Source organism: Microbacterium sp. C23T (genome assembly GCF_053345975.1).
The window spans coordinates 65,876-83,504 of record NZ_JBKFBD010000007.1; the positions used below are offsets into that span (position 1 = coordinate 65,876).

The following is a 17,629-nucleotide window of genomic DNA, read 5'->3' on the forward strand; positions in this document are numbered from 1 at the left end:
GCACTGAAGGCCGCAGGACCCACCCATCCTAGGCGACGGCTCATGAGAGCCGAGGCACGGGTGTCAGGACAGGCGTCCGCCGCGCACGCCGATCCATTCCTGGTCCCGCTCGATCCGCAGACCCGTGCCGTGGCCGCACGCGACGACGAGCGCCTCGTCGTCGCTCAGCACCACCTGACCGGGCGCGCCGAAGCACGGGAACTCGGTCGCGGTCGCCCGCCATACGCGTCGGATCTCGCCCTTGGCCTCGGTGAACGCGCCCGGGTATGGGCGGGACTGCGCGCGGACGAAGCGCTCGACTTCATCCGCAGCCCGAGTCCAGTCGATGCGCCCGTCGGAGGGGAGACGGGGCGCCGCGTAAGAGGCCCCTTCGCGCGGCTGCGGCAGGAACTCGACGGTGCCGTCGAGAACCCCGCGCGCCACCCCCACGAGTGCGGGGACAGCCGCGGAAGTGAGCCGGTCGAGCGCCGGGCCGATGTAGCCGTCGCCGCGCGGTACCCGCCCTGAGGCTGCGATGGGTCCCTCGTCCATGCCGGACGACAGCCGGAACACCGAGTAGCCGAGCTCGGGGTCGCCGTTGAGGAGCGCCCAGACGACAGGCGACGAGCCGCGGTAGCGCGGCAGCGGCGAGTAGTGCAGGCCGATGAAGCCCGCGGGTACGGCTTCGAGTACATCGTCGGAGATGAGCCAGTACCAGCCGGCGACGAGCACGGCCGCGGGCTGCTGGGAGAGCGCGATGCGATACGCGTCCCGCGGACTCTCGGCGACGATCGCGCGCGCCGCGCGCAGACGCTCGAGCTCGCTGCGCACGTCCGGCGTGTCGTCGACCGTGACGGCCGTGAACGGCAGGCCCGCGCCGGAGAGGGCGCCGACGAGCCGGACGCAGAGCTCCTTCGTGCCGAGGACGACCAACCCCTGTGTCATCGATCCCTCGCTTCCGGCGTGATGGCGTCCCTTCAGGATAGGGCGACGCCCGTTCGGCTCCCGGCACCCGCCTAGACTCAGGAACCGTGAAGGTGCTCAGCGTGGTCGGTGCGCGTCCGCAGTTCGTCAAGCTCGCCCCCGTCGCCCGCGCCTTCCGCGAGAGCGGCGTCGAGCACGTCATCGTGCACACGGGCCAGCACTACGACCCGATGCTGTCGGACGTGTTCTTCGACGAGCTCGGGATCGGAAGCCCCGACATCCATCTCGGCGTCGGATCGGGCTCGCATGGCGTGCAGACAGGAGCGATGCTCGGGGCGCTCGACGCCGTCATCGAGGAGCACGCGCCGGACTGGGTGCTCGTCTATGGCGACACGAACTCGACGCTCGCCGCCGCGGTGAGCGCCGTCAAGCTGCACGTGCGCGTCGCGCATCTCGAGGCGGGCCTGCGCTCGTTCAACCGCCGCATGCCCGAGGAGCACAACCGGGTGCTCACCGACCACGCTGCCGACCTACTGCTCGCCCCGACCGAGACGGCCATGGGCCATCTCGCATCGGAGGGCCTCTCGGCACGGTCGGTGCTCGTCGGAGACGTCATGACCGACGTCCTCCTCGGCGTCCGCGCCGGCGTCGGCGACCGCATCGGCGACGCGGCGGCCCGCAACGGCCTGGAGGAGGGCGGGTACTATCTCGCCACGATCCACCGCGCCGAGAACACCGACGACCACGCACGGCTCCGCGAGGTGGTGGAGGCCCTCGCGCATCTCGACCGGCCCGTGCTGCTGCCCGCGCACCCGCGACTCGCGGCCCGGGCGGCCGCCGCGGGGATCGACCTCTCCGTCGGCACGCTCCGCCCGCAGGCGCCGCTCGCATACGCCGATCTCATCGCGGCCGCGCTCGGGAGCGCGGGCGTCGTGACGGATTCGGGTGGACTCCAGAAGGAGGCGTTCCTGCTCGGTGTTCCGTGCACGACGGTGCGAACCGAGACGGAATGGGTCGAGACGATCGACCTCGGCTGGAACATCCTCGCGCCGAATGCAGCCGACATCGCATCGGCCGTGCGCCGCCCCCGCCCCTCCCCGACGACCGCGACGCCATACGGCGACGGACACGCCGCACGGCGCGTCGTCGAGGCGCTCAACGCGGCATCCTGAGGCTGCTCCGGCGGCGCAGAGCCGGGGTAGTGGGCCGCATAGAATTGCCCGATGCGCATCGCAGTCGTCGCACTGGGCAAGATCGGTCTGCCCCTCGCTGTCCACTTCGCCACCTCGGGGCACGATGTGGTCGGCGTGGACACGCAGCAGGCGACGGTCGATGCCGTCAACTCGCTCTCACGCTCCTACCCGCTCGAGGCAGGCCTCGATGATGCGCTGCGTGCGGCCATCGGCGACGGGCGCCTGCGCGCGACCACCGACTTCGCGGACGCGATCCCTGGCGCCGATGTCATCGTCGTCGTCGTGCCGCTCATCGTCAACGAGACGACGGGCGAGCCGGATTTCACATGGATGGATGCCGCCACCCGCGACATCGCCGCCTCCATGACGCCGGGCGCGCTCGTCGTGTACGAGACGACCCTTCCCGTCGGTACGACGCGAACGCGGTGGAAGCCCATGCTCGAGGCAGGCTCGCATCTCGTCGAGGGGTCCGACTTCCACGTGGCCTTCTCGCCCGAGCGCGTGCTCACGGGCCGGATCTTCCAGGACCTCCGGCGCTACCCCAAGCTGATCGGTGCGTTGTCGGACGAGGGCGCTCGACGTACTCGCCGGTTCTACGAGTGTGTCCTCGTCTTCGAACCGCGCGACGACCTCGCGCAGCCGAACGGTGTGTGGGATCTCGGCAGCGCCGAGGCGGCCGAACTCGCCAAGCTCGCCGAGACCACCTACCGGGACGTCAACATCGCCCTCGCGAACCAGTTCGCGACCTTCGCGGCGGCTCACGGCATCGACGTCCACCGCGTCATCGAGGCCTGCAATTCGCAGTTCTTCAGCCACATCCATCGGCCCGGCATCGCGGTGGGCGGGCATTGCATCCCGGTCTATCCGAGGCTCTACCTCGCGACCGATCCCGGCGCCACGGTCGTCCGCACCGCGCGCGAGTACAACGAGACGATGCCCGAGCGCCTCGTCGCCCAGGCCGAGGCGCTCCTCGGATCGCTCGAGGGCCTGTCGACCGTCGTGCTCGGGGCGTCGTACCGAGGCGGCGTCAAAGAGACGGCGTTCTCGGGTGTCTTCCCCACTGTCGCGGCGCTCAGCCGGCGCGGGGCGACCGTGCGGGTGCACGACCCGCTCTACGCGCCCGATGAGCTGCGCGCGCTCGGCTTCGAGCCCCATTCGCTGGGCGATGCCATCGACGTCGCAGTGCTGCAGACCGACCACGCCGAATACCGCGCGCTCGTACCGGGCGACTTCCCCGGCATCAAGGTGCTCGTAGATGGCCGCAACGCGACGGACGCCGCAGCGTGGATGCACACGCCGCGGCTCGTCATCGGGGTGGGCTCGGCGGCCTGATCGCGCCGCGACGCCGTCGATCGGCCAGAGGCGGCGAGCTCGATTCGTCGTCTGCGCAGGCGGGCGGAGTGAGGCTCACTGCTCGCTGAGCCGCCAGATGGTGACATCCTGCCCGGGATTGTCGCTGGGGTGTTCGGCGACGACTTCGAAGTCCTCGGGGAACTGCACGCCGCATCCCTCGAGTCCCTCCGGCACCTGGTCGTAGATCGTCACGCCGGGCTCCTGGCTCTCAGACTGGATCACGAAGAAGTCCTCCGGTGCCTGACCTCCGCACGCCCGCGTGATCGCCTGCGCCCAGTCCGGCCCGGGCCAGGGGTTGACCCATCCGCTCGCGTTGAACGCCAACAGGGAGCCGGGGGAGGACATGGAGAGGGCAGGCACGCCCGCGGCGTCGAGTTCCTCGCCGGTCTCCGACAACCAGGTCACGAGTTCGGCCTCGTCCGCGAGGAGCCTCAGGCCACGGAAGTCGGCGACCGTCACCTCCGTCTTCTGAGCGAGATAGGGGGCGGTGCGATACGGGTGCGTGAAGACATCCCCCGCCACGGCGAGCCCGCCGGCGGCGACGACAGCGCCGGCCAGCAGGAGCGGGATCATGCGCACGGCAGACGACGCCGTCGAGCGCTCCCACAGGGCCACCAGTGCCACCGCGGCGCCGACCGCCCAGAGCGTCGCGGAGAATACCGTGTGACCCATGATCGAGTTGCTCGTGCCTGCGCCGCTCACGAGGGGGATGAGTGCGAAGAGCCCGATCACGACGCTCATCGTCACGGTGCGGTTGCCGACGATCTCGCCCGGTGCAGGTGTCCCCGGGAACATCACCGCGAGGGCGAGGAGGGCGGCGAAGAAGGTGAAGGAGATGCTCATGCCGAGCGCATCCCAGATGTGGGCACCGCCCGGCGGGAACATCGGGATGAAGACCACGATCAGGAGGAGGACGGCCGCCAGCACGAGCGTCACCTGCTCCAGTCGCGCGACGACCCGCGCCTCGAGCGCGATGCCACGGCCGCGGGGAACGCCGAAGCTCACCATCAGAGCGACGGCGGCGAGGATGATCGGCACCGCGAGCGCGCCGAGGGTGGTGGATGCGGACCAGAGGTACAGCTGCGGAAGCCCGCCGACGGAGTAGCCGGTCGCCTCGCGGGCAGCCGGATTGATCAGGAGTTCGACGACGGATCGGGTGTACGCGACGATGGGCACGCCGATGATCAGCATGACGAGAGCCGCGACGGCCACGCCCGCTGCGAGGAAGCCGATCCTCGGCCAGCGACGACCTGCTCGAGAAGGCATCAGGGCGACGATCACCGCGAGCGCGCCGAAGACCATCGCACCGGTGATCTTGGCGACGAACAGCGTGCCGACGACGAAGCCCACCGCGGCCCACAGCGCGTAGAGAATCCACCCCTCGCGCGTCGAGGGCGCGACGGGTCGAAGTCGACCGCGGACGATCAGAAGAATGAGGAGCGCGCCGCCGACCAGGGTCAACCACGAGGAGAGCTCGTTGTAGCCGAGGTAGCGGGGCGGATAGCTCCACGCGGCGAATGTCCCGGCCTGCGCCACCAGAAGCACGAGGATCCAGCTCGAACGCTTGAGTCGGAAGCCGACTGCCTCCAACGCACTCCTCGCGATCACCACGAGAATGATCGACAGGGCGATGTAGCCGAGGAGGCGGAGTACTCGGAACGCCAGGATGCTGTTCCCGAACAGGACGTAGACCGGGTGCAGCAGAAGCTGGAAGCCCCAGAACTCGCCGCTGGCCTGTCGGCCGCTCGAGTTCATGACGTGGACGAAGCCCTCGTCACTCCAGTCGAAGCCGCGATTGAGGGTGTATACGATCACCGCGAGGGTGATCGCCACGATTGCGGCGATACCGCCGGTGATGATCCAGAACGCCAGGGTCGTCTGTCGACCGCCGTGCGGCATCGGGCCGCCTGCAGTTCGGGACGCCTTCGTGGCGATGGCCTTCGTCCGCGGGTGCTGGGAGGACACTCGGAATCCTTCGGTCAAGATCGTTTCTCGGGCCCGCCCGCGCGACACCTGCCGTGCGAGGGCTCCCTGCGCCGCTGCACGCCGCTCCGGGGCCTCACCGCGCTGTCACACTCCGGCAGGGGGACACCTCGCGAAGCTCTCGCTGCAGTGCGGCACGGTGCACCGCACGATTTCGAGATCACGCGCACCGGGTGCAGTGCGGGGCCGAGGAATCGGCCTCGACAATCATATCCGGCGGCCCGGCTCGCGCCGTTCCGAGGAGACCCCACCGGATTGGTAGGGTGAATCGACCCCGAGACCAGGAAATCAGATGTCCCTCACTCAGCCGACGGAGCTCGGTTCGGAGCCCCGCTGGCGCAGAGCGATCTACCCTGTGGCGGCCGTTCTGATCACCCTCGTGCTCGGCGCCGTCCGCCTTGCCGGAACCCGGGCCTTCTACTTCGCCGACGACACGCAGACCGGCGCCTTCGGTCAGTGGTGGGAGCTCGGCCGTCGGATCCTCGACGGAAGCGTCACGATTCTGAGCCCTCAGGCGTGGCAGGCCGGGAACTACCTCGCCGAGGGACAATGGGGCCTGCTGAACCCCGTGGTGTGGCTCATCGCCGTCGGCGCGCATCTGAGCAGCGATGCCGCGATCTACAGCACTCTGGTCAAGCTGGCGTTCCTTGCCGTGATGGCACTGGGCGTGTACTTGCTCGCCCGATCGTTCGGCGCGGATGCGAAGTGGGCCGCGGTCGCAGGCGTGCTCGCCCCCCTCGGCGGGTTCACCGTCTACATGGATGCAGCCTCGTGGGCGACCGGCCTGTTCAATGCGGCGCTCGTCCCCTGGGCGTGGTGGGGTCTGCGGCGCTCGACCGAAGACGCGAAGTCGCCGCTGCCGTACCTGGTCGGCGGATACATCCTCATCGCCTTCGGCTACGTCTTCGGCGTCATCGTGTTGGCCGTGATCCTCGTCGTGACGCTCATTGAGAAAGCCCTGAGGCGCGACTGGATCGCCTTGCGCCGTGTCATCGCCGCCTCGGTGTACGGCGGCCTCCTCACGGTTGCCCTGTATCTCCCCGGTGTGCTGACCGCGCCGGTCACTGAGCGGGCAGGCCTCGACATCACCAATTCCGGCTTCCTCAATGCGGATCTGACCGATCTCGGCGCGGCGGCCGCGCCGCTCGCCCGAGGGTCGGTGGGGGCATGGTCGGGAATCTTCACCGATGCGCCGCTTCCGTACATCGCCTGGGTGATCCCCATGTTCGCGCTGTTCCTCCCGTGCTCGCGCGCGGTCGCCCGCACGTTGCTTCCCGTGATGGTCGTCACGGGGGTGATGCTCGTCGTGGTGCTCGGGCCCAGCCACATCGGCCCCATCCGGTGGCCGATCCGCTTCATCCCGTACGTCGCCATCGGAGTCGTCGTGCTGTTCGCCGTCCTGGCTACCAAGGCCTATCCGGCACAGGTGACCCGACGCAGGATGTGGGCAGCCCTCGTCGTCCTGGTGGTCATGACGTGGCTCGCGTGGACGCAGACCCCGGGCCGCGGGTCGACCGCTGCGCTCGTCGGCGTGGCGCTCGTGCAGGCGGTGGCGATCGCCGCAGTGACGTTCGTGGCGACCAGCCGCCGCCGCGTCACGTGGTCGGAGCGTCGTCGATCGACGGTGGCGGTGGGCGGTGTGCTCGTGGTCACGGCAGCGCTGGTGGCCCCTCAGATGGCGGTCTTCCCCGCCACGCCCCTGCCCACCTTCGCGGTCCCGCACCAGGTCGCGGATCTGGAATCGGTCCTGCCCGACGAGCCGGGCGACGCCATCGTCGTCGGGAACATCTATCAGGACGGCGGCAACGAGGCGGCCTTCGGCGAGATCCTCCTCGGCAATCTCTGGTATCTCTCGTCCACATCCGTGTCGAGCCTGTATACGGTGCTGCCGTTCAGCGCCTATGCCGCAGACCTGTGCACCGACCTGCGCGGATCCACGTGCGCAGGCGCCTACGACACGCTGATGAGCACGGACGCCGACACCGGTCTCGCCGTCGTCGACCTCCTCTCCGTCAGCACCGTCGTCGTGATCAAGTCCGCGTTCTCGTCGACGCTGCCGCCGGTGCCGCGCGGCTGGTCCGTCGCCGACGACGGTGACTACACGTGGGAGCTGCGCCGCGATGAGCCCGTCGCCCGGGCGGGAGGTCTCGCCTGGTCGAGCCGCGGCACCGAGGTGACCGTCACCGCGCAGACTGAGACATCTGTCAGCCTGCGCGTGGATCGGGTGGGCGACAGCCCCCGGGTCGTGCTCAGCCGGCTGGCGTGGCCGGGCTACCTCGTCACCGGCGCAGCGCTCTCCGACGACCCCGTGCGGGGCTATCTGCTCACCCTCGATCTGTCCGAGTCGCGCGAGGGGGACGTCGTGATCGTCGAGTTCCGTCCCCCGGGCTACATGCTGAGCCTCGCCGCTCTCGTGCTCGCGGTCGGGATCCTCGTCGGATGGCCCATCGCGCGCAGCCTGGCACGGCGTCGCGCTGCAGCACGCGGGTAGACGTCCGAGGCGCTCGGGCGGCAGGTCGGCATCCGGTCCGGCGCGCGCAACGGACGCTGAACGCAGCTGCGCCGGCCGACGAGGACGTCGGCCGGCGCAGCAGGGCTTCTGGGGCTTACTGCCCCTTCGAGCTGTAGAACGCCTCGGTGGCCTGCTTCGAGGGGGCCCACCAGTCTTCGTTGTCTCGGTACCACTCGATCGTGCGCGCGAGCCCGGACGGGAAGTCGCCGAATGCCGGCGTCCAGCCCAGTTCGTCTCGCAGCTTGCTCGAGTCGATCGCGTAGCGCAGGTCGTGACCAGCGCGGTCGACGACGTGATCGTATGCGTCGCGGGGCTGCCCCATGAGCTCCAGGATGAGCTCGACGACTTCCTTGTTGTTCTGCTCGCCGTCCGCGCCGATGAGGTACGTCTCTCCGATGCGACCCCGGTCGAGGATCGTGAGAACGGCGGACGAGTGGTCGTCCGCGTGGATCCAGTCGCGGACGTTCTCTCCCGCACCGTAGAGCTTCGGGCGGATGCCGCGGATGACGTTCGTGATCTGGCGCGGGATGAACTTCTCGACGTGCTGATACGGACCGTAGTTGTTCGAGCAGTTCGAGATCGTCGCAGCGACGCCGAAGGATCGCACCCAGGCGCGCACCAGCAGATCGCTTCCCGCCTTGGTTGAGGAGTACGGGCTGGACGGGTTGTACGGCGTCTCTTCGGTGAAACGCGCGGGGTCGTCGAGCTCCAGATCGCCGTAGACCTCGTCGGTGGAGATGTGATGGAAGCGGCGACCGTGACGACGCGCCGCTTCGAGGAGCGTGTAGGTCCCGACGATGTTCGTGTCGAGGAACGGCCGCGGATCGTGGAGCGAGTTGTCGTTGTGCGACTCCGCCGCGTAGTGGACGACCGCGTCGACCTGGCCGAACAGCTCGTCGACGAGCGACGCGTCGGTGATGTCGCCCTCGACGAAAGTGAGGCGGTCGGCGGGAAGCCCTTCGAGCGAATCCCGGTTCCCCGCATAGGTCAGGGCATCGAGCACGGTGACGTCATGGTCGGTATGACCGATGACGTGGTGCACGAAGTTCGAGCCGATGAAGCCGGCTCCTCCGGTGACGAGAAGTCGCGACATCGGATCAACGCCCCTGTTCGAGAATGGAAGTGAAGTATTTGCCGTAGCCCGACTTGTGTAGTGTCGCGGCGTGTCGGCGCAGCTCATCGTCAGTGAGGAATCCGCGCCGCCAGGCGACCTCTTCCGGGGACCCGATCTTCTGGCCGGTGCGCCGTTCGATCGTCCGGACGAACTCGGCCGCGTCGGTCATCGAGTCGAACGTCCCCGTGTCGAGCCACGCGGTGCCGCGGGGCAGGACCTCGACCCGGAGCTTGCCCCGAGCCAGGTACTCCAGATTCACGTCGGTGATCTCCAGCTCTCCGCGGGGGGAGGGCTGGAGGTTGCGGGCGATCTCGACCACATCGTTGTCGTAGAAGTACAGTCCCGGAACCGCATAGTTGCTGCGCGGCTTCTCCGGCTTCTCCTCCATCGAGATGGCGGCGCCGCTGTCGTCGAACTCCACCACTCCGTACGAGGATGGGTCCGCGACCCAGTACGCGAAGATCGCGCCGCCGTCGATGTCCTTGAACCGGCGCAGCTGCTGGCCGAGCCCCGGCCCGTAGAGGATGTTGTCGCCCAGGGCGAGGGCGACTCGGTCTTCGCCGATGAAGTCCGCGCCGATCGTGAACGCCTGCGCCAAACCGGCCGGCTCCGGCTGGACTGCGTAGGTCAGGCTGATGCCGAACTGCGAACCGTCACCGAGCAGACGGCGGAACTGGTCCGCGTCGTGCGGCGTGGTGATGATGAGTATCTCGGAGATGCTGGCGTTGATGAGCGTCGACAGCGGGTAGTAGATCATCGGCTTGTCGTACACCGGCACCAGCTGCTTCGATACGCCCAGGGTGATGGGGTGCAGCCGCGTGCCCGATCCGCCCGCGAGGATGATGCCCTTCATCGGAAGAACCCTCGCGAATCCTCCCACGTGGGAAGCGAACCCGCGTCGAGGAGGTCTTGCAGCGTAGGGGCCACGATGTCCTTCTCCGAGAGGATGGGTTCACCCAGCTCCTCGGGGAAGGTCAAGCCGATGGTCGGGTCGAGAGGCTGGATCGCCCCCTCGGTCTCGGCGTTGTACACGTTCGAGCAGAGATACGTGACGATCGAGTCCTCGACGAGAGACACGTAAGCGTGGCCGAGGCCTTCGGAGATGTAGATCGCGCGGCGGTCCTTGTCGTCGAGGAGCACCGTGTCCCACTGGCCGAATGTGGGGGAGCCTACGCGGATGTCGACGACGAAGTCGAGCACAGCGCCGTAGGCGCAGGTCACGTACTTGCCCTGGCCGGGGAGGTCCACGTAATGGATGCCGCGGAGGACTCCCTTGGCCGACCGGGAGATGTTCGCCTGGCGGAGGTCCAGAGGGTGGCCGACGGCTTGCTCGAGCGCTTCGAAGCGATACCACTCGGCGAACGAGCCACGGTTGTCATCGAACTGCCGGGGCGTGAACTCGAAGCTCCCGGGGATCGTCAGGGGGCGGAATTGCATGGGGTCCAGCGTATCAGCGGCGCGCTGGTGCTCACGGAGCGTCCGCAGCCCACGGCCCACGCGCGACGGTCTGCAGCATCGCCTGGAAAACTGCGTCGATGCCGACGGGCAGCGACGTCGTGACGAGGCTCTGGAGATCGGTCCACTGCTCGCTCTGCACGCGCAGGTCCAGCGCCTGGCCGCTGGCGTTGCCCGGACCGTACGCCACGAGTGCGCGGCGCCCTCGAACCCGCTCGATGGTGGCGACGAGTTCGCCGATCGACACCGCCCGCCCGGCGCCGATGATCTTCAATGCCGTGCTCCCTCGGGCAAGTGACCCAGCTCGTGCCGCACCCGCGACGATCACCGCGGCGGCATCGTCCTCGAAGATGTAGTCGCGCAGGGTGTCCAGCGACACGTAGATCGTCGCCGCCTGCCGTGTGAGGTATGTCTCGCAGACGACGGAGATCAGGCCTTGTCGCTTCCCCAGCTTCTGGCCCGGACCGTAGAGGTTCGTGATCCTGCCGACGAAGCCCCGCAGACCGCTGGCGGCGACGGCGGCGCCGAGGGCTTCCTCCATCGCGAGCTTCGTCTGACCGTATGCGGACGCCGGCGTCGCGAGCGAGCGCTCACTGAAGGGAGGACTCGGGTTGCCCGCGTATGCGCCGCCGACTGATGACGCGAGGAACACGACCGTGCGCCGGCGCAGATCCTCGGGCAGTTCGGCGAACATGCCCACGAAGGCCGAGAACACGGCCTCCTCTCTCGACAGTGAGTCCGCGGAGCTCGATGTCACGCCGCTGCCGGCGCACCAGAACACGCGGTACTGGTCGCTCGGCGTCGCGTACAGCGCGCGCAGGCCTTCCGCGAGGTCCTCGATGGCCGCGGCGTCGTCGCCCCAGCTCACGCTGCGCCGCAGCGGTGCCCGCGGCAGTGCCCGTGCGACCGCGTTGCCGAGGAGGCCGCGGCCGATGACCCAGTCAGCGGCCGTCGGCGACGTCATCGGGGTCCGTGAGTGGGGAGAGGGCGGGATCGCGGACGATGAGGTATGGAGGCTTGCCCATCGCCATGTTCACCGCGATGCCGATGTACTCCGCGACGATGCCGAGGGAGACGAGGATCGCCCCGACCCCCAGCGACGTGAGCACCATCTGCGACGTCCATCCTTCGGGGATGTCGCCCGAGACGAACCGTGTGATGACGAGGTAGATGGCGAACAGCACGCCGGCCACGGCGAAGATCACGCCGAGCGTGGTGACCAGTCGAAGACCTTTCGTGCCGGTCGAGAGCACCATGCGCCAGAAGTGCCCGAGCAGCCGCATATACGAATAGCCCGACGGCCGGTCGCCTTCCTCTCTCAGCAGCACGGGCGACGTGACCTGGCGATTCGTCACCCAGGTCAGCGCGACGTCCAGGTACACCCCGGTGCCGGTGTAGGCGGCGACGCTTCGACCGATCTCACCCATGATCAGCCGGAAGCTGTTGAAGTCCGATGCGTTGCCGCTTCCGAACACGGACTGCAGGATGCGCTTGGCAAGCTTCGAGGCGCCATTGCGCACCGCGCCGTGCGGCGGCTTGTTCGTCGGCTTCGCATACACGACCTCCGCCTGCTCGCGGACGGCCGTGTCGAGCATCGAGCCGATGAACGACGGATCCTGCTGGCCGTCCTCGTCCATCGTGACGATCCAGTCGCCGCCGGTGGACGAGATGCCCGCGAGGGTTGCCGCGTGCTGGCCGAAGTTGCGGCTGAGCCAGATCACTTTGACGAACGGATGCGTCGCCGCCAAGTCGCGAAGGACCCGGTCGGAGCGGTCCGGTCCGCGGTCGTACGACAGGATGATCTCCTGCACGATCGCTTGACGTCCGTCGGGGGTCGCGAACCCCTCCGTGTAGGGGAGGAGTTCATCGACGACGGTCGGTAGCGTCTTCTCTCCTCGATACACGGGGATCACGATCGAGATGCGGTGCTGCTGCGTCATGACGACATCCTCTTCTTCAGGAGCCGGTAGGTGAGTCGGCGCCGTTGCGCCATCAGCCACGCCTGCGTGTTGCCGATCCGGACGTCCGCTGCGCTGACGATGTCGGGACGCCGTGCCGCCAGCTCGCGGTGGAAGCCTGACACCTGCTCGTACTGGTAGCTCGTCAGCGCCACGCTCCACTGTCCGTTGTTGAGACGGAAGACGGCCCCCGGCTCGAAGTCGGGGATGAACCGGCCGCCCAGCAGAACATTGATATATGTGGCCTCGTCGACCAGATAGGGGTGCGCGAAGTCCCAGTAGCCGACGGACTCGAGCGCGCTGCGGCGCATGAGGACGGCTCCGGGCTCGCCGAAGACATTCGAGCCGGCGCGCACCGCGTGCCTGATCGCCGCCTCTCCGGACATCGGGCCGCGGATGCCCTTGAGCCCGTAGGAGCGCATGATCGCGTCTCCTCGGGCATCGACGAGCATCCGCCGCCCCGCGGTGAGGACCGCGTCGGGTGAAGCGTCGAGCATCGCGGTCTGGCGGGCCAGCACACCTGGCAGCAGGTAGTCGTCACCGGGGAGCAGCTTGATGTATGTCCCGGTCGCCTCGGCCGACACGCGGTTGAAGTTCGCTTCGGCACCGCCGCCGGCTGGGGTCACGAGCAGTCGCACCCTCTTGTCCGAGGCGTATTCGTTCATCGCCTCCCAGGTGCCGTCGTCCGAGCTGTGATCGGCGACGATGAGCTCGAGGTCCACACCCTCCTGCGACAGGACCGATTCCATCGTCTGTCGGATGAACGACGCCTGCCGGAAGGCGGGGACGACGACGGAGACGCGGGGACTTGTCATTGGCTCTCGTGCTTTCTGCGGAAGGAGAAGTAGTTGTGCCCGACGTAGCTGACAATCGTGGTGATCACGACGATGACGACCTGCGAGACGAGCGGGTTCATGCCGACGACCTCGACCAGCAGCGGGAGGGCGACCAGGTTGATCCCGAACGACACCGCGTAGACGGACGAGAAGCGGATGAGGTCGCGCCACACGTGGCCGCGGACCCGGAACACGAACCTCCGGTAGAGGACGAACGCGCACAGCACACTGACGACCTGGGCGGCGACCAGGGCGATCATGTACCCCGCGGGCAGTGAGTGGAACATCCAGAGGAACAGCGTGTACCAGAGGAAGCCGATGAGCGTGTTCGCGGCCCCCACGATCAGGAACGCCACCCGCTTGTCTTTGATGAAGCGCAGGAGCGGCCCGGGGGGCGCGTCGGGCTCAGGAGGTGTAGAGGTCACGCACCGACCTCTTCCACGACGACGCGGCGGTGCTCGGCGGCCGAGATCCGAGCGGCTTCCATCGTGCGCGCGTGCCGCTCGCGGTTGATCAGCTCGGCATTGCCGTCACCGTCGCGCACCGCGTCGCGGAAACGTGCCATCTGCAGTGCGAACTGGTCGGCCGCGGCGAGATCCACGCGCTCGCTTGCGGTGTTGCGAGTGATGGTCACGTGCGGCGGGCGATCAGCTGGGATCGAGTAGGCGCGATCGATGTCGATCTGCCCGGCCGATCCCCAGAAGCGGGCCTCGTTGCGGTAATCGTGCAGGAATCCGAAGGATGCCGCGGCCGTGGCGCCACCGTCGAACTCGAGGAAGGCAGCGCCGATCACGTCGACGTCGTAGTCCGCGCTGCTCAGGGTCGCGGTGACGGCGGACGGCTGGGCGCCCAGGTAGAACGCCGCCATGTCGAGGCAGTACGCACCCGCGTCGTTGAGCGCCCCGCCCTGCAGCTCAGCCGAGTTGCGGAGATCGTCGCGGGGGAAGGGCGGGAATCCGAACGACAGGCTTGCGTGCCGGATCTCGCCGATCTCGCCGTCCGCTATCGCGTCCCTGATGAACTGATTCTGGGGATGCCGCTCGCACATGAAGTTCTCGAACAGTACGAGCTCGCGTGCCCGGGCTTCCTCGATCAGCGTGAGGCAGTCCGTGTAGGACCCGGCCAGCGACTTCTCGCACAGCACGTGCTTGCCTGCGCGCAGAGCTGCGAGCGACCATTCGAAGTGAAGGCCGACAGGCAGTGGCACATAGACGGCATCCACCGAAGAGTCGTCGATCACATCGGCGTAGGACTCGTACGAACGGATGTCGTGGCGCGCGGCGAATTCCGCGGCGCGGGACGCGCTCCGCGCGGCGACGCCGACGACCTCCAGACCGTCCGTCGCCTGCATCGCCGGCACTGATGAACGGTCGGCGATCTTCGCTGCTCCGAGAACGCCGATCCTCACAGGTGACACAGGATGCCTCGCACGTGCGGGTTGATGTAGTTGTCCTCGGTGAGCAGCGTCTTGATCTGGGAGAGCGTGAACCAGCGATACTCGTCCGGGAACTCGGGAAGGTCGTCCGCATCGACCTCCACGAGCATGTTGAGGTTCGACTTGAGGTAGAAGCGGCCGCCGTCCTCTGCGAGCCACTGGCGGTATACGACAGTGCGGGGCGCGGCACCTTCTTCCAGGAAGAACTCCGCGAATCGGGGGATGCGGCCGCCGTGCGCGGTCTTCAGGTTCGAGTATGTCGCCTGCAACGTCGGGGAGATCTGGTACAGAAGGGTGTTGCCCGGCTCCGCCTTGGCATGCAGGAGATAGTGCCACACGCCCTCGAAGCGTGTGCGCACGATGCCGAGGATGCCGGCTTCCTTCTGGTAGATGAATGGCTGATCCCAGCCGGCGACCTCGCGCGCGGAGTTCGAGATCTCCACGCCGATGATCCGGAAGAACTCACCGGACTCGTGGTAGATCTCGCCGGTGACCGGCTCTACGTGCCAGTTGCGCAGTTCGGGGATGTTCTTGCGCGTCAGGCGGATCGGTGAGGACGCACGGATATCGTCGATCCAGGTCCGCAGCTGGTCCAGCGTGTGGAAGGCATTCGCGTCGTCGAGCACGAGGTCGACGTACTCGCGGAGCTTCGCGGCCGCGGCCGGGTCGTCGATCTGAGCGATCGTCTGCAGGAGGTCGTCTCTGGCGGTCATGCTTCCTTCTCCGATTGCGTGGCGGCCGTCAGCACGCGGTTGATCTGATCGGGGTCGCCCCATACGCCCGGCGAGTCGAAGGGGCGGTCGGGGAACGCACCGTACTCGAGACGGATGGCGAGACCCTCGCGGGCGATGAAACCCTCGACCGCGTCGGCGAGGCTCGTGGGTGTGCCGGTGCAGCATTCGATCGCGCCGACGACGGACTCGTCGAGCGCGGCCGCGACGAGTTGCCGCGCGAGATCGCCGACGTCGATGAAGTCGTAGAGATTCTTGCCCGTCGTGAAGGGGAAGGTTGCGTCTCCGCGGGCCTCGGCGGCGAGGATCTTGCTGAAGATCGAGTTGCTCCGCGCGTCGTCACCGGTGATGTAGTAGCAGCGGAGCCAAGCGAGGGCGGTGGTCGACTCGGCCAGCGAGGAGGTCACCAGGCGGCGCAGCGCGTCTTTGGCGATGCCGTAGGGAGTCGTCGGGTTGGCCGGCGTCGCCGAATCGACGGCGCCCTCCCAGTAGCCGATCTCGTGCATGGTTCCGAGAACCGCGAGCCGTGGCACGCCCTTGTCGGCCGCTCGCATGAGGAAGTCGTAGTGGCGAGAGAGGTCCTCGCCGTGCGCGCGCGATCGGAGGACGAAACCGTCGCGCCAGGCCAGGTGCAGCATCGCGTCGCTCGCCGCGATGCGCTCCCACGCGGCGTCGTCGAGATCGAACGCCCCGCTCGAGATGACCGCGTCCTGTCCGAGGGTGCCGGTCAACCAGGGGTCGTCCGAACGTGTGACCGCCAGCACGTCGTGCCCGAGGCTCTGGAGTCGCTGTACGACGTGGCGGCCGATGTAGCCGCCCGCCCCGGTCACGGTGACGAGCGCGGTCATACGCAGTACTCCTTATCGGCAGGCTGGGACATCCTCAGGCAGGCTCGGACATCGCGACTGCCGCGGTCCAGGGTACTAGTTGTGCCAGGGAACCCCGCTCGGAGAAGCCTCAGGGACCGACGCTCTAAGCTGTCCTGGGCGAAAGCGCCCCGGAAGGGCAGTGCACTGTATGGATCTCCTCGTCGTCGGTTCTGGATTCTTCGGCCTCACGATCGCCGAGCGAGCGGCAGCGGCCGGACGCAAGGTCACGGTGATCGACCGACGGCACCACATAGGCGGCAACGCGTACAGCGAGGACGAGCCCACGACGGGCATCGAGGTCCATCGGTACGGTGCACACCTCTTCCACACGTCGAACCCTGGAGTGTGGGAGTACGTCAACCGCTTCACGACGTTCACGGACTACGTGCACCGCGTGTACACGAACCACAAGGGCGTCGTGTTCCCGCTCCCCATCAACCTCGGCACGATCAACCAGTTCTTCCAGGCCGCCTACACGCCCGACGAAGCGAGGGCGCTCGTGCACGAGCTGGCCGGAGAGTTCGACGCGAAGGACGCCGCGAACCTTGAGGAGAAGGGCATCGCCCTGATCGGCCGCCCGCTCTACGAGGCCTTCATCCGCGACTACACCGGCAAGCAGTGGCAGACGGACCCGAAGGAGCTGCCCGCCGAAGTCATCAGCAGACTTCCCGTCCGCTACAACTACGACAACCGGTACTTCAACGACACGTGGGAGGGGTTGCCCGCCGACGGCTACACCGCGTGGCTGGAGCGCATGGCGGACCACCCGAACATCGAGGTGAAGCTGGACACGGACTTCTTCGACGGGACCCAGCCCCTGAACAAGGGGGCAACGGTCGGCCAGGTTCCGATCGTCTACACCGGTCCCGTCGACCGCTACTTCGACTACGCCGAAGGGGCGCTGTCGTGGCGCACGCTCGACTTCGAAGAGGAAGTGCTGGAGGTCGGCGACTTCCAAGGCACACCGGTGATGAACTACGCGGACGCAGGCGTGCCCTACACGCGCATCCACGAGTTCAAGCACTTCCACCCGGAGCGGTCCGACCGGTACCCGGCCGATAAGACCGTCATCATGCGCGAATATTCGCGCTTCGCCTCGCGCGAGGACGAGCCCTACTACCCCGTGAACACCCCGGAGGACCGCGCGGGCCTCGTCGCCTACCGCGAACTCGCGAAGGGCGAGCAGGACGTGCTGTTCGGAGGCCGGTTGGGTACGTACCAATACCTCGATATGCATATGGCAATCGGGGCGGCGCTGTCCATGTGGAACAACCAGCTCGCCTGACC

16 protein-coding genes are annotated in these 17,629 nt (G+C 67.8%); 4 read left to right on the forward strand and 12 right to left on the reverse strand.

Annotated elements, in window-relative coordinates; genetic code table 11:
• Positions 1–63: 63 nt before the first annotated feature.
• Positions 64–924 (reverse strand): methionyl-tRNA formyltransferase, encoded by an 861-nt coding sequence (locus ACLBXX_RS05790; protein WP_447657242.1) that lies wholly within the window; start codon positions 922–924, stop codon positions 64–66.
• Positions 925–1,010: 86 nt separating this feature from the next.
• Between ACLBXX_RS05790 and wecB the strand changes: the two genes are divergently transcribed.
• Together wecB and ACLBXX_RS05800 are read left to right on the forward strand one after the other, a co-directional pair.
• Positions 1,011–2,075, forward strand: coding sequence for a non-hydrolyzing UDP-N-acetylglucosamine 2-epimerase (wecB, locus tag ACLBXX_RS05795; protein ID WP_447657243.1), 1,065 nt, complete (start codon positions 1,011–1,013; stop codon positions 2,073–2,075).
• Between the two features lie 51 nt (positions 2,076–2,126).
• A complete protein-coding gene (locus tag ACLBXX_RS05800; RefSeq protein ID WP_447657244.1) occupies positions 2,127–3,428 on the forward strand; it encodes a nucleotide sugar dehydrogenase in 1,302 nt (433 codons plus the stop codon).
• A 75-nt stretch (positions 3,429–3,503) separates the two neighbouring features.
• Here ACLBXX_RS05800 and ACLBXX_RS05805 read toward each other — a convergent pair whose 3' ends face one another.
• Positions 3,504–5,414, reverse strand: coding sequence for a hypothetical protein (locus ACLBXX_RS05805; protein ID WP_447657245.1), 1,911 nt, complete (start codon positions 5,412–5,414; stop codon positions 3,504–3,506).
• 310 nt (positions 5,415–5,724) lie between these two features.
• Here ACLBXX_RS05805 and ACLBXX_RS05810 point away from each other — a divergent pair, with 310 nt between their 5' ends.
• Positions 5,725–7,923: a hypothetical protein gene (locus ACLBXX_RS05810; protein WP_447657246.1), complete on the forward strand. Its 2,199-nt coding sequence runs from the start codon at positions 5,725–5,727 to the stop codon at positions 7,921–7,923.
• A 115-nt stretch (positions 7,924–8,038) separates the two neighbouring features.
• Here the strand turns inward: ACLBXX_RS05810 and rfbB are convergent, their stop codons facing one another.
• From rfbB to ACLBXX_RS05860, 10 genes are read right to left on the reverse strand one after another with little or no spacing between them, the layout of a single operon-like run.
• Positions 8,039–9,037 (reverse strand): dTDP-glucose 4,6-dehydratase, encoded by a 999-nt coding sequence (gene rfbB / locus ACLBXX_RS05815; protein ID WP_447657247.1) that lies wholly within the window; start codon positions 9,035–9,037, stop codon positions 8,039–8,041.
• A 4-nt stretch (positions 9,038–9,041) separates the two neighbouring features.
• Positions 9,042–9,911, reverse strand: coding sequence for a glucose-1-phosphate thymidylyltransferase RfbA (rfbA, locus tag ACLBXX_RS05820; RefSeq protein WP_447657248.1), 870 nt, complete (start codon positions 9,909–9,911; stop codon positions 9,042–9,044).
• Positions 9,908–10,495, reverse strand: coding sequence for a dTDP-4-dehydrorhamnose 3,5-epimerase family protein (locus tag ACLBXX_RS05825; RefSeq protein ID WP_375871278.1), 588 nt, complete (start codon positions 10,493–10,495; stop codon positions 9,908–9,910). Before ACLBXX_RS05825 ends, rfbA begins: the two co-directional genes overlap by 4 nt.
• Before the next feature lie 31 nt (positions 10,496–10,526).
• Positions 10,527–11,477 carry an NAD-dependent epimerase/dehydratase family protein gene (locus ACLBXX_RS05830; RefSeq protein WP_447657249.1) on the reverse strand — a complete coding sequence of 317 codons (951 nt, stop codon included), beginning with the start codon at positions 11,475–11,477 and terminating at the stop codon, positions 10,527–10,529.
• On the reverse strand, positions 11,455–12,453 hold the full coding sequence (locus tag ACLBXX_RS05835; protein WP_447657250.1) for a glycosyltransferase: 999 nt from the start codon (positions 12,451–12,453) through the stop codon (positions 11,455–11,457). Before ACLBXX_RS05835 ends, ACLBXX_RS05830 begins: the two co-directional genes overlap by 23 nt.
• On the reverse strand, positions 12,450–13,286 hold the full coding sequence (locus ACLBXX_RS05840; protein ID WP_447657251.1) for a glycosyltransferase family 2 protein: 837 nt from the start codon (positions 13,284–13,286) through the stop codon (positions 12,450–12,452). The genes ACLBXX_RS05835 and ACLBXX_RS05840 overlap by 4 nt, the downstream gene beginning before the upstream one ends.
• Entirely contained in the window at positions 13,283–13,732 is a 450-nt protein-coding gene (locus ACLBXX_RS05845; protein ID WP_375871274.1) for a GtrA family protein, read from the reverse strand. Before ACLBXX_RS05845 ends, ACLBXX_RS05840 begins: the two co-directional genes overlap by 4 nt.
• Complete coding sequence (locus tag ACLBXX_RS05850; RefSeq protein ID WP_447657252.1) at positions 13,729–14,715, reverse strand: Gfo/Idh/MocA family protein; 987 nt, start codon at positions 14,713–14,715, stop codon at positions 13,729–13,731. Before ACLBXX_RS05850 ends, ACLBXX_RS05845 begins: the two co-directional genes overlap by 4 nt.
• Entirely contained in the window at positions 14,712–15,455 is a 744-nt protein-coding gene (locus tag ACLBXX_RS05855) for an NDP-hexose 2,3-dehydratase family protein (RefSeq protein ID WP_375871273.1), read from the reverse strand. The genes ACLBXX_RS05850 and ACLBXX_RS05855 overlap by 4 nt, the downstream gene beginning before the upstream one ends.
• Entirely contained in the window at positions 15,452–16,321 is an 870-nt protein-coding gene (locus tag ACLBXX_RS05860) for an NAD-dependent epimerase/dehydratase family protein (protein ID WP_447657253.1), read from the reverse strand. Before ACLBXX_RS05860 ends, ACLBXX_RS05855 begins: the two co-directional genes overlap by 4 nt.
• Positions 16,322–16,490: 169 nt before the next feature.
• Between ACLBXX_RS05860 and glf the strand changes: the two genes are divergently transcribed.
• Entirely contained in the window at positions 16,491–17,627 is a 1,137-nt protein-coding gene (gene glf / locus ACLBXX_RS05865) for a UDP-galactopyranose mutase (RefSeq protein ID WP_447657254.1), read from the forward strand.
• Positions 17,628–17,629 lie beyond the last annotated feature (2 nt).

Bases quoted from the DNA above. Each gene is read 5' to 3' on its own strand.
- ACLBXX_RS05855 (WP_375871273.1), bottom strand. From the start codon at position 15,455: ATGACCGCCAGAGACGACCTCCTGCAGACGATCGCTCAGATCGACGAC.
- ACLBXX_RS05830 (WP_447657249.1), bottom strand. From the start codon at position 11,477: ATGACGTCGCCGACGGCCGCTGACTGGGTCATCGGCCGCGGCCTCCTC.
- ACLBXX_RS05825 (WP_375871278.1), bottom strand. From the start codon at position 10,495: ATGCAATTCCGCCCCCTGACGATCCCCGGGAGCTTCGAGTTCACGCCC.
- glf (WP_447657254.1), top strand. From the start codon at position 16,491: ATGGATCTCCTCGTCGTCGGTTCTGGATTCTTCGGCCTCACGATCGCC.
- ACLBXX_RS05790 (WP_447657242.1), bottom strand. From the start codon at position 924: ATGACACAGGGGTTGGTCGTCCTCGGCACGAAGGAGCTCTGCGTCCGG.
- ACLBXX_RS05800 (WP_447657244.1), top strand. From the start codon at position 2,127: ATGCGCATCGCAGTCGTCGCACTGGGCAAGATCGGTCTGCCCCTCGCT.
- ACLBXX_RS05860 (WP_447657253.1), bottom strand. From the start codon at position 16,321: ATGACCGCGCTCGTCACCGTGACCGGGGCGGGCGGCTACATCGGCCGC.
- ACLBXX_RS05835 (WP_447657250.1), bottom strand. From the start codon at position 12,453: ATGACGCAGCAGCACCGCATCTCGATCGTGATCCCCGTGTATCGAGGA.
- ACLBXX_RS05810 (WP_447657246.1), top strand. From the start codon at position 5,725: ATGTCCCTCACTCAGCCGACGGAGCTCGGTTCGGAGCCCCGCTGGCGC.
- ACLBXX_RS05840 (WP_447657251.1), bottom strand. From the start codon at position 13,286: ATGACAAGTCCCCGCGTCTCCGTCGTCGTCCCCGCCTTCCGGCAGGCG.
- rfbA (WP_447657248.1), bottom strand. From the start codon at position 9,911: ATGAAGGGCATCATCCTCGCGGGCGGATCGGGCACGCGGCTGCACCCC.
- rfbB (WP_447657247.1), bottom strand. From the start codon at position 9,037: ATGTCGCGACTTCTCGTCACCGGAGGAGCCGGCTTCATCGGCTCGAAC.